Below are 10,957 nucleotides of genomic sequence, written 5' to 3'. Positions count from 1 at the left end.
TTTCATGATGGCGCCCAACCACCATCCGGCCATGCGCCATGTCGGTCCGGTCCGCGCCGAGCTGGGCGTGCGCAACATCTTCAACTTCCTGGGCCCGCTGGCCAACCCGGCCGGGGTGAAGCGCCAGGTGGTGGGCGTGGCCGCGGCCGCCTGGGTCGAGCCGATCGCCCAGGCCTTCCTGCAGCTCGGCGCCGAACGCGCCTGGGTGGTGCATGGCCGCGACGGGCTGGACGAACTGACCACCACCGCCCCCTCGCTGGTCGCCGAGGTCAGGGACGGCAAGGTCAACGTATTCGAGGTCGGCCCGGAGGATGCCGGGATCGAGCGGGCGCGCTCAGGGGACCTGAAGGGCGGCGACGCGGCGTACAACGCCGCTGCCCTGCGCGCGGTCCTGGCCGGCCAGCGCGGGCCGCTGCGCGATGCGATCGTCTTCGGCGCGGCCGCGGTGCTGCTGGTGGCCGATAGGGTCGGCGACCTGCGGGAAGGTGCACGGGTGGCCGCGGCGGCGATCGACGAGGGCCGGGCGGCACGGGCGCTCGAGCGGATGATCGAGATCACGCGGAGCTGCGCATGAGCGACGTCCTGGCCGAGATCTGCGCGGTCAAGCGCGAGCATGTCGCCGCCGGCAAGCGGGCGCGCAGCATGGCATCGCTCCTGGCCGAGCTGCCGGACGAGCGACCGCGCGGCTTTGCCGCCGCCCTGCGCCGGACCTGCGACGGCGGCGGCCACGCCTTGATCGCCGAAGTGAAGAAGGCCTCGCCCAGCAAGGGCCTGATCCGCGCCGACTTCGACCCGGCCAGGCTGGCGCAGGCCTACCGCGACGGCGGAGCTAGCTGCCTGTCGGTGCTGACCGACGCACCCTACTTCCAGGGCGCCGACGCCTTCCTCGATCAGGCCCGCCAGGCCTCCGGTCTGCCGGCCCTGCGCAAGGACTTCATGCTCGATCCCTGGCAGATCGCGGAGAGCCGCCAGCTCGGGGCCGACTGCATCCTCTTGATCCTTGCCTGCCTGGACGACGGCCAGGTGGCCGAGCTCGCCGCCCAGGCGCTGGAGCTCGGCATGGACGTGCTGGCCGAGGTGCATGACGCCCAGGAGATGGAGCGGGCGCTGCGCCTGCCCGACACCTGCCTGCTGGGCGTCAACAACCGCAACCTCAAGAGCCTGAGGGTTGACCTGGCCACCTTCGAGCTGCTGGCGCCCATGGTGCCGCCGGACCGCTTCCTGGTGGCCGAGAGCGGCCTCTATGCCCATGCCGACCTCCTGCGGATGCGCGATGCGGGCGCCAGGGCCTATCTGGTCGGCGAATCGCTGATGCGCGAAGCGGACGTCACCGCCGCCACCTGCCGTCTCCTGGGCCGGTCATGAGCGGCGATCTCACCCATTTCGATGCCGCCGGCAACGCGGTGATGGTCGACGTGACCGACAAGGACGTCACCGAGCGGCGGGCGGTGGCGGCGGGCCGGGTGGTCATGGACCCTGCGACCCTCCAGCGGATCGCGGCGCGGGGCTTCAAGAAGGGCGACGTGCTGGCGATCGCCCAGCTGGCCGGGATCATGGGTGCCAAGCGTACCGCCGATCTGATCCCGCTCTGCCATCCTCTGCCGCTCTCCTCGGTCAAGGTCGAGCTGCGTCTGGACGAGGCCGCGTCCGCCGTGGACATCCAGGCGGTCTGCAAGGTCACCGGCCGGACCGGTGTGGAGATGGAGGCGCTGACCGCGGTCAGCGTGGCGGCGCTCACCGTCTACGACATGTGCAAGGCGATCGACCGCGCCATGCGGATCGAGGCCATCCGCCTGCTGGAAAAGGACGGCGGCCGCTCGGGCAGCTGGCGGGCCGGGCCATGATCCCGGTCGAGGAGGCGCGCGCCCGGCTCCTGGCAGGCCTCGGCCGGACCGGCACCGAATGGGTGGCACTGGACCGGGCCCGCGGGCGGGTACTGGCCCAGGATCTCTCCGCCCGCCGCGACCAGCCGCCCTGCCCCGTTTCCGCGATGGACGGCTACGCGGTCCGTGCCGCCGATCTGGCCCTGCCTGGCCAGAGCCTGCGCCTGATCGGGCGCTCGGTGGCCGGTCACGGCTTTGCCGGTACGCTCGGTGCCGGCGAGACCGTGCGGATCTTCACCGGCGCTCCGATCCCGGCCGGTGCGGATGCGGTGGCGCTCCAGGAGGACGCCACCGCCGACGGTGAACGGATCACGTTCGCCGAAGCCGTGGCACCGGGCAGCTTCGTGCGCCGCCAGGGCCTGGACTTCACCACCGGCTCGTTGGCGCTGGCCGCCGGTACGCAGTTGGGGCCGCTGCAACTGGGGCTGGCAGCCACGGCGGGTCATGCATGGCTGCCAGTGCGCCGCCGGCCGCGTGCCGCGATCCTGTCCACTGGCGACGAGCTGGTCCGGCCCGGCGAGACGCCCGGCCCCGCCCAGATCGTCAGCAGCAACGCCAACACGCTGGCGGCCATGGTCGAGGCCTGGGGCGGCGAGGCGGTGGACCTCGGCATCGTGCCGGACGAGCGCGCGGCCCTGGCCGCGGCGTTCGGGAACCTGGACGACATCGACATCCTGCTCACCAGCGGCGGCGCCTCGGTGGGCGAGCACGACCTGGTCCAGGAGGTCGCGACATCCTGCGGCATGCGCCTCGACTTCTGGAAGATCGCGATGCGCCCGGGCAAGCCGCTGATGGTGGGCAGGCTCGGCCGGACCACCATGATCGGCTTTCCCGGCAATCCGGTCAGCTCCGCGGTCTGCGCCATCCTGTTCCTGCGCGGTGCCCTGCGCACGATGCTGGGCCAGGACCCGGCCCTGCCGGTCCGCAAGCTGCCGCTTTCCCGCCCGCTGCCGGCCAACGACCGGCGCCAGGACTATCTGCGCGGCATGCTGGAGGAGCTGCCGGAAGGACGGCTGGCGGTGCATGCCGCCCAGCGCCAGGACAGCTCGATGTTCGCGACCCTGGCGCGGTCCGACGCGCTGATCGTCCGCCCGCCCCATGCCGGGCCGGCCGAAGTGGGCGCCAAGGTCGAGGTGGTGCTGCTGGCCGAGGTACTGAGCGAGCTGCCGCGGTTTCCGGTCTGACCCCGGCCTTCCTGGCCCCGCTTCACTCAGCCCCGCTTGGTTCAGCCTCCAGTTCGTCCGGCCGCAATTCGATCAGGATCGCGACGACTCCCATCAACGCGTTGAATGCGTTCTGGAAATGTCTGGCAATCATTGACGCGACACGGGAACGTCCATAGAACATTCGTGCCTGTTCCGTTCTTTTGACGGAGCTCTGAATTGGGGTCGCCCTCCGTGCTCACCGGCCGTCAGCGACAGCTCGTACTGTTCATCCAGGATTACCACGAGAAGCACGGCATCTATCCGTCATTCGACGAGATGCGCGAGGCGCTGGAGTTGAAGTCCAAGTCCGGCATCCACCGTCTGGTCTCCGGCCTGGAGGAGCGCGGCTATTTGCGCCGGCTGGCCTATCGGGCCCGCGCGATCGAGCTGGTGCGCGACCGGGCCGGCGAGCCGGCAGCGGAGTCGCCGGTCAACGTGGTGCGTGGCCGGTTCCGCCGTGAGTTGCCGACTGAGCCCGGCCGCGCGCCTGCCACCCCGCCGTCAGCCCTGCGCCATGCCGGGCTCGACCTGCCGCTCTACGGCAAGATCGCCGCCGGCACACCGATCGAGGCCCTGGCCGACACCACCACCACCATCGACGTGCCGCAGTTCATGCTGGGCGAGGGCGAGCACTACGTCCTCCAGGTCAAGGGCGATTCGATGGTCGATGCCGGGATCGCCGATGGCGACCTCGTGGTCATCCAGCGCAGCGACACCGCCGAGAACGGCGCGATCGTGGTGGCGCTGATCGAGGACCGCGAGGTCACGCTCAAGCGCCTGCGCAAGCGCGGCGCCTCCATCGCGCTGGAGGCCGCCAACCCGACCTACGAGACCCGGATCTTCGGCCCGCACCAGGTCAAGGTGCAGGGCCGGCTGGTCGGGCTGATGCGCCGCTACTGAGGCGGCATGGCGCCGCCTCGCAGGTCGGTGCGGCGGTCACGCCGTCTGGAGCGCCGCCAGCAGCCGGTCGGGTGCGTCGGTGAACACCGCCGCCGCACCTGCCCGGCGCAGCCTGGCCGCCTGGTCCGGATCGTTCACCGTATAGACCAGCACCGGCACGCCGTCCGCGCCGAGCTCGGCGATGCGCGCCGGGTCGGCGTATTTCTGGCTCATGTGCAGGGTGGAGCAGCCCAGGCGCTCCATCGCCTGGCGCCAGTCGCGCGGCAGCCGCTCGACCAGGAGCCCGCGCGGACAGTAAGGTGCCACCCGCTTGGCCGCCTCCAGGGAGGCGCGGGAGAACGAGGACAGGAGCGGCGGCGCCTTGCTGTCCGGCCAGTGCAGCTTCAGCTCGCCACACACCACCTCGGCGGTTTCCAGATCCCGTCCCGGGCAGGGCTTGATCTCAATGTTCGCCTGCAGGTCCAGCTCGACCAGCAGTTCCACCACCTCCTCGAGCGAGGGCGGATGCTCGCCCGCGGCCTCGGGCGAGAACCACGATCCGGCATCCAGCGCCCGGATCTCCTCCCAATCACGGCGGGCCGCCCAGCCCCTTCCGTTGGTGGTCCTGGAAAGGGCGGAATCATGCATGAGGAAGGCCACGCGGTCGCGGCTGAGCTTGACGTCGAACTCGACCATGCGGCAGCCCTGCGCGGCGGCCTTGCGAATGGACGACAAGGTGTTTTCCGGCGCGTGAGCAGAGGAACCGCGGTGGCCTACGACGAACGGCATCGGCAGGGTCGGCACGGCCGTCAGCCCGGACTTCCATACCGGCCATTGTTCTACCGTCATCCAGAAGATCTCCAGGCGCGCAAATCTAAGCCTCTCACTAGCGGCGGGGTGCGGCCACACGCAACCGACAACCACGCGCAGTCCGGCGGCTGACCGTGGCGCTGCCGGGGTCGGAATCGCCCGCCCAGGAACTGGCCGGCACGGTCGAGCGGGTGGTGTTCCGCAACGCGGAGACCGGCTGGACCGTGCTCCGGATCCGCTCGGAGACAGGCGACAGCGTGACGCTGGTCGGCACCGGCCTGGAACTCCAGGAAGGCGATGCGGTCAAGGCTCTGGGCGGCTTCGAGGATGATCCGAGCTGGGGTCGCCGCTTCCGCGCCAGCATGGTCCATGCCGCGGCCCCCACCACCCGCGAGGGCCTGATCGCCTTTCTCGGGTCCGGCCGGATCAAGGGGCTGGGCCCGGTCCTGGCGCACCGGCTGGTGCGGGTGTTCGGCGACCGCCTGCCCGAGATCATCGAGACGCGGCCGGACGAGCTGGCCGCGGTCGAGGGCGTGGGGCCGCGCCTGGCCGAGCGGATCGCGGAGACCTGGCAGGGTCTGGCCGGCGAGCGCGAGGCCCTCCTGTTCCTGAACAGCCACGGCCTGGGTGGTGCCAAGGCCGCACGGATCCTGAAAGCCTTCGGCCCGCGCACCGTGGCCCATCTGGCCGCCGACCCCTGGGCGCTGGCCCGCGAGATCCACGGCATCGGCTTTGCCACCGCCGACCGCTTCGCCCTGGCGCTGGGCCGCGCCCAGGAGGATCCGGACCGGGTCGCCGCGGCACTGCGCCACGTCCTGGAGGAGCTGGCGCAAGGCCAGGGCGACACCCAGGCTCCGCGTGGATACCTGCGCGGCCGCCTCCTGGACCTGCTGGGCGTGGACGAGGCCCTGGCCGATGCCGGGATCGAGCGGGCGCTGGATGCCGGCCACGTCGTCGCGAGCGAGGGCGACCTGCTGGGCCTGGCCGAGCTGGACCGGGCCGAGCGCCGGATCGCGGCCCGTCTCGCGGTGCTCTCGGCAGGCGGCCCCCCCTGGCGCAGCGGCGACGAGGCCAGTGCCGTGACAGCCGCCGCCAAATATCTCCGCCTGGAGCTGGCACCCTCCCAGGAGGAGGCGGTGCGCCGCGCCTTCACCAGCCGCCTCCTGGTGGTGACCGGCGGTCCCGGCACCGGCAAGACCACGATCGTGCGCGCGATCCTGGCCGCGGTGGAGCGGGCCGGCGGCCGGGTGGTGCTGGCAGCGCCAACCGGCCGGGCGGCAAGGCGGATGCACGAGAGCACCGGCCACGAGGCCTCGACCCTGCACCGCCTGCTGGAGGCCGAGCCCGGCCACGGCTTTCGTCGCGACGCCGACCGTCCGTTGGAAGGCGACCTGTTCGTGGTCGACGAGGCGTCCATGGTCGACACCGAGCTGATGGCGGCCCTGACCGATGCCCTGCCCGACCATGCCGCCCTGCTGATGGTGGGCGACATCGACCAGCTGCCCTCGGTCGGCCCCGGCCGGGTGCTGGGCGACCTGATCGACTGCGGCCACCTGCCGGTGGTGCGCCTGGTCGAGATCTTCCGCCAGGCGGCGGAGTCCCGGATCGTCGCCAACGCGCATCGGATCGTCACCGGCCAGCCGCCCGAGACCAGCCGCGGCGAGACGCTGGGCGACTTCTACGCGATCCGCGCCGCCAATCCCGAAGAAGCGCGCGAGAAGCTGAAGCAGCTTTTGACCGACCGGATGCCCAAGGCCTTCCACCTGGACCCGGTCGAGGACGTCCAGGTCCTGGTGCCGACCAACCGGGGGGCGCTGGGCACGATCGAGCTGAACCGCTTCCTCCAGGCCCTGCTCAACCCCGACCCGGTGGGCGTGGTCACCCGCGGCGAGCTGCGCTTCGCAGTGGGCGACCGGGTCATGCAGATCGAGAACGACTACGAGCGCGAGCTGTCCAACGGCGATGTCGGCCGGGTGGTCGCGGTCGATCCGTCGCGCAACGCGCTGCAGGCGGCGTTCGACGACCGGCTGCTCAGCTACGAGGGCGGCGAGCTGGACGCGCTCACGCCCGCCTATGCGGTCACCGTCCACAAGGCGCAGGGCTCGGAATACCCGGCGGTGATCGTGCTCCTGTCGCGCGAGCATGGTCGCATGTTGCGGCGTGATCTGCTTTACACCGCCGTGACGCGGGCACGGCGCCTGGTGGTCCTGCTGGGCGAGCCCGACGCTATCGGCCGCGCGGTGGAGAGCGGTGCCGGCCGCCATCGCCAGACCGGCCTGATCGCCCGCCTCGACCAGGTATTCGCCAAGGAGCATGTCCCGTCATGAGTTCGAACGAGCGCCGCATGCAGGCCGGCATCGAGGCCGTGCGCAAGGGTGGAGCCCACGCTCTCGACCTGTTCCGGCGCCGCGGCGATCTCGTGATCGAGAAGAAGGGCCGCCAGGACCTGGTCTCGCGCGCTGACCGCGAGACCGAGACCATCATCCGCGAGCATATCGCGGCCCTGTTCCCCGAGGATGGCTTCCTCGGCGAGGAGTTCGGCGCGTCCGGTGCCAAGGACCGGATGTGGATCATCGATCCCATCGACGGCACCGCCAACTACCTGGCCGGCCTCGACTACTGGGGCGTGCTCCTGGCCTATGTCGAGGACGGCAAGCCCACCCTCGCCTTCACCTACGACCCGAACCGCGACGAGCTCTGGACCGCCGAGGCCGGCAAGGGCGCGTACCTGAACGGCCAGCGCATCCGCTGCGCCAGCACGAGCCGGGCTGACGAGGCCACCATGGCCCTGTCGTTCAACTTCAAGCTCGACCCGCCGGTCTACACCAACATGCTGGAAGCGGCGATCCGCAAGGGCATGGACCACCGCCGCCTGGGCTCCTCCGCGCTGAAACTGGGCTATGTCGCCGACGGCCGCTTCGACGCCTGCGTCTCCATGCTCACCAACGCCTGGGACGTGGTGCCCGGCCTGCTGCTGGTGAAGGAAGCCGGCGGCTGCGTGGTCGACTTCACCAAGGACGGCCACCCCTACGATAAGCCCCGCCCCGCCGCCGCCTGCGCACCCGGCATCCGCGACGTGATCGAGGAAGTGACCGGGCTCACGCTGGACGGCTGAGTCCGTCTGCCGCCCGGACCGTGTGACTCCAAGGGACGGCGGTGCCGGGCTGGCCGGCGCCGCCTAGACTTGGGCGCTGCCCGGCATTCTGCACATGCAGGAGCCGGGCATTTCCCTAGTACACTCCAGCAAGTCTGCGCGGACGTTAACCCACTACGAAATCGTTCGCGGTGAGGCTGGTTACGCCGAACAGGGTGATGGTGCCGTTGCCCCAGCTCTCTCCAGTGGGTGGCGGCGGATCGACAGGAGCATCAGAACCCCGGTACTCGAGTTGCACGGATCCAAAGAACTTGCCTATGTCGATGACTAGGCTCTGTTCAACATCGCCCATGAACGATGCCCATTCCGTCGTCACCGCATCATCGGCATCCGTGATTGAGCCATCTGAGTTCGTGTCAAGATCATCAAAATTGAAATTGTAATGTTCGCTTGCATCGTCCGCAGCAGAATACTGCCCCCATGAAATCGAGAGCTTATCACCTTCGCTGAAATCGGAAATCAAATCATTGATGTAGAAGAAACTATTGTTGGGGCTATCGACCGAGTCGAGGCTTCCATACATATCGTAGATGAACGTATCGTTTCCGTCTCCTCCCGACAGAATCGACGTCCCCCACTCGGACTGAGTTTCGCCACTCTTGAGCGTGTCGTCCCCATTTCCTCCAATCAGCCGATCCGCGCCGGTATGCCCATTCAGGAAGTCGTTGCCGTCGCCACCATCCAGCCGATCGTCACCATAGCCACCAAGTAGCGTGTCATTGCCGCCCTGGCCGCGCAAATTGTCGTCCTGCCAGCCGCCCAGGGCACGATCATTGCCGTCGCCGGCGAACAGAATCATCGAGCCGCTGCCAATCTGCTCATCAAACCAGCCTTCATGCGGCATGGCGATCTCGTCGTCGCCGGCACCGGCATAGACGATGTTCAGACCGGCACCCGGCTCGATATAGTCGTTGCCGTCGCCGCCCTGGATCAGATCGTCGCCCAGCCCGGCAAAGATCCGGTCATCACCGGCACCGCCTTCCAGCCGGTCATTGCCGTCCTGGATGAGCTCCCCTTGTTCGTTCTGGCTGACGCCGCCGTCATGCTCACCCCATACGCTGCCGCCGTCGCCGCCATAGAGCGTGTCGTTGCCATCCCCGCCCATCACCAGGTCGTCGCCGACGCCACCATACAGGTCGTCCGGCCCGTGCTGCCCATAGAGCTGGTCATTGCCGGCATCACCCCAGATCCGGTCGCGGTTGTCGCCGCCCAGGATGGTGTCGTCGCCAGCACCACCGCTCAGCGAATCGAAGCCGGCATCGCCCCAGATCTTGTCGTTGCCGCCCTCGCCACGCAGCACGTCGTTGCCGGCCCCACCATACAGGTCGTCATTGCCCTGGCCGGCCCAGACCTTGTCGTTGCCCGCATCCCCCCAGAGCCGGTCCCGGCCATTGCCGCCATAAAGCTCGTCGTCGCCGTCGCCACCGCTCAGCATGTTGAAGCCGTCCTGGCCCCACAGCTTGTCGTTGCCGGCCTCGCCGCGCAGCACGTCGTCGCCCGACCCGCCATACAGGTCGTCGCTGCCGGCACCGCCCCAGATCTTGTCATGGCCGTCATCGCCCCACAGGCGGTCGCGGCCGTCGCCACCGTAGATGAAGTCGTCCCCAGGGCCACCGCTCACCAGATCATTGCCGGCTTCGCCGTAGATCTGGTCATTATCGAGACGGCCGTAGAGCGTGTCGTTTCCGCCACGACCATAAAGCACGTCGTGGCCGCGCAGGCCGTCTATTGTATCGTTGCCTGCAGTGCCGACGATCCGATCGTTTCCGTTGGTGCCGGTCAGCTGCGCCACGGCCTATCCCCTGCTGATGAAGGTTACTGCCAGGGATGTGCGAGGAGAGCCATCAGGTCAATCGTATTCATGTACGATCGGCAATGTTTTTGTGATGCTGCAGCAATATTCGGCAAGCCTGTCCGCTGTACCTCATCCCTGGACGAAATCCTCCGGCCGCAGCGCATCCACCCCGACCAGCCGCAGCGCCGATGGCCCGTTCATCGTGAACGCGCCATGGGTCTGCTCGGCCACCTGATGCAGATTGATCATCAGGCCGCCCTGGCTGAAGCCGACTCCCTGATCGCGCTGGTCGACCACGCCGTCGCCATTGCCGTCCAGCTCGGCAAAGCCGATCGTCCGGCCCTCACCGAAGCCGAGCTCGCCCAGCAGGTCCTCGCCTGGGCGGAAGTCGAGCAGCGTATGGAAGCCCCGGCCGTAGCGCTCATCGGCCTTGCCGGTCATCTCGAACCGGTCCTGCCCGCTGCCGAGCGTGATCTCCGAGCGGCGGACATACTCATGGTCCCGGCGGCTCGCCACCTGCACCACGTCGTCGCCGATCCCGGCATGGATCCGATCGTCCATGCCGATCTCGATCAGGTCGTCGCCGGCCCCGCCCCACACCTGGTTGCTGCCGCGCCGGCCGGCCAGCGCATCGTCGCCATCACCGCCCTGGATCACGTCATTGCCGCGGCCACCCTGGATCCGGTCGTTGCCGGCCCCGCCGGCCATGAAGTCGCCCGAGGCACCCGGCTGCCCGCTGCCCTCCAGGAAGTCGCTGCCCTCACCGCCCATGAGGCGGTTGGCGCCGCTGCCGCCGGACAGGAGGTCGTCGCCGGCACCGCCAGCCAGCACGTCGTTGCCGGCCTCGCCTAACAGCCGGTCGTTGCCGGCCTCACCCATCAGCACGTCGTCGCCCTCGGCGCCGCGGGCCACGTCGTCGCCGCCGCCCAGGCGGAGCGTGTCGGCCGCCGAGGTCGCCACGATCTCGTCGGCGCCCTCGGTCGGGCGGCGCATGAAGTCGTCGACGGTCAGTTCCTGGATGCCGTCCAGCAGCAGGGTGGAGGGACCGAGCGGATCGAACCGGTCGGCATGGTGGAACCGCGCCAGCGCCGCGATGTCGATCAGCAGGCCGTCCTCCTGCAGCACCACGCCCCGGTCACCCCCGTCGATCACCCCGTCGCCATTGTTGTCCAGCTCGGCCAGGCCCAGCGTCGTGCCATTCGAGAGCGAGATCCGGCCGAACAGATCCTCG

The 10,957-nt window shown here is 69.4% G+C and carries 10 protein-coding genes and 1 pseudogene; 7 read left to right on the top strand and 4 right to left on the bottom strand.

Annotated features, from left to right (window positions below; translation table 11 throughout):
* The 4 genes and pseudogenes from VNS22_RS19275 to glp form a co-directional block, all read left to right on the top strand.
* Positions 1-574, top strand: a pseudogene (locus VNS22_RS19275) (anthranilate phosphoribosyltransferase); the annotation flags it as partial.
* Entirely contained in the window at positions 571-1,365 is a 795-nt protein-coding gene (gene trpC, locus VNS22_RS19270; RefSeq protein ID WP_325735293.1) for an indole-3-glycerol phosphate synthase TrpC, read from the top strand. The pseudogene VNS22_RS19275 and the gene trpC, both read left to right, overlap by 4 nt.
* The gene (gene moaC, locus VNS22_RS19265; RefSeq protein WP_414653386.1) at positions 1,341-1,844 is read left to right on the top strand and encodes a cyclic pyranopterin monophosphate synthase MoaC; all 504 of its coding nucleotides are present in this window, start codon (positions 1,341-1,343) and stop codon (positions 1,842-1,844) included. The genes trpC and moaC overlap by 25 nt, the downstream gene beginning before the upstream one ends.
* Positions 1,841-3,067 (top strand): gephyrin-like molybdotransferase Glp, encoded by a 1,227-nt coding sequence (gene glp, locus VNS22_RS19260; protein WP_325735289.1) that lies wholly within the window; start codon positions 1,841-1,843, stop codon positions 3,065-3,067. The genes moaC and glp overlap by 4 nt, the downstream gene beginning before the upstream one ends.
* A gap of 22 nt (positions 3,068-3,089) precedes the next feature.
* Here glp and VNS22_RS19255 read toward each other — a convergent pair whose 3' ends face one another.
* A complete protein-coding gene (locus VNS22_RS19255; protein ID WP_325735287.1) occupies positions 3,090-3,230 on the bottom strand; it encodes a hypothetical protein in 141 nt (46 codons plus the stop codon).
* 50 nt (positions 3,231-3,280) lie between these two features.
* On the opposite strand from VNS22_RS19255, the gene lexA reads away from it, so the two are divergent.
* Positions 3,281-3,988: a transcriptional repressor LexA gene (gene lexA / locus VNS22_RS19250; protein ID WP_349261842.1), complete on the top strand. Its 708-nt coding sequence runs from the start codon at positions 3,281-3,283 to the stop codon at positions 3,986-3,988.
* Positions 3,989-4,024: 36 nt separating this feature from the next.
* Here lexA and ugpQ read toward each other — a convergent pair whose 3' ends face one another.
* Positions 4,025-4,756, bottom strand: a complete 732-nt coding sequence (gene ugpQ, locus VNS22_RS19245; protein ID WP_325735295.1) for a glycerophosphodiester phosphodiesterase — start codon at positions 4,754-4,756, stop codon at positions 4,025-4,027.
* Between the two features lie 155 nt (positions 4,757-4,911).
* Between ugpQ and VNS22_RS19240 the strand changes: the two genes are divergently transcribed.
* Positions 4,912-7,104 (top strand): ATP-dependent RecD-like DNA helicase, encoded by a 2,193-nt coding sequence (locus VNS22_RS19240; RefSeq protein WP_325735283.1) that lies wholly within the window; start codon positions 4,912-4,914, stop codon positions 7,102-7,104.
* Entirely contained in the window at positions 7,101-7,892 is a 792-nt protein-coding gene (locus tag VNS22_RS19235; protein WP_325735281.1) for an inositol monophosphatase, read from the top strand. The genes VNS22_RS19240 and VNS22_RS19235 overlap by 4 nt, the downstream gene beginning before the upstream one ends.
* A gap of 145 nt (positions 7,893-8,037) precedes the next feature.
* Here the strand turns inward: VNS22_RS19235 and VNS22_RS19230 are convergent, their stop codons facing one another.
* Together VNS22_RS19230 and VNS22_RS19225 are read right to left on the bottom strand one after the other, a co-directional pair.
* A complete protein-coding gene (locus VNS22_RS19230; protein ID WP_325735279.1) occupies positions 8,038-9,723 on the bottom strand; it encodes a calcium-binding protein in 1,686 nt (561 codons plus the stop codon).
* A gap of 132 nt (positions 9,724-9,855) precedes the next feature.
* Positions 9,856-10,957 (bottom strand): calcium-binding protein (locus tag VNS22_RS19225; RefSeq protein ID WP_325735277.1); only part of this gene is annotated, 1,102 nt, incomplete at its 5' end.

Source organism: Geminicoccus sp. (assembly GCF_035556675.1).
GTDB lineage: Bacteria > Pseudomonadota > Alphaproteobacteria > Geminicoccales > Geminicoccaceae > Geminicoccus.
Note: the sequence above shows the minus strand (reverse complement) of the source record. Positions and strands in the feature narration are given on the sequence as shown.

Bases quoted from the DNA above. Each gene is read 5' to 3' on its own strand.
- VNS22_RS19235 (WP_325735281.1), top strand. From the start codon at position 7,101: ATGAGTTCGAACGAGCGCCGCATGCAGGCCGGCATCGAGGCCGTGCGC.
- glp (WP_325735289.1), top strand. From the start codon at position 1,841: ATGATCCCGGTCGAGGAGGCGCGCGCCCGGCTCCTGGCAGGCCTCGGC.
- trpC (WP_325735293.1), top strand. From the start codon at position 571: ATGAGCGACGTCCTGGCCGAGATCTGCGCGGTCAAGCGCGAGCATGTC.
- ugpQ (WP_325735295.1), bottom strand. From the start codon at position 4,756: ATGCCGTTCGTCGTAGGCCACCGCGGTTCCTCTGCTCACGCGCCGGAA.
- VNS22_RS19255 (WP_325735287.1), bottom strand. From the start codon at position 3,230: ATGTTCTATGGACGTTCCCGTGTCGCGTCAATGATTGCCAGACATTTC.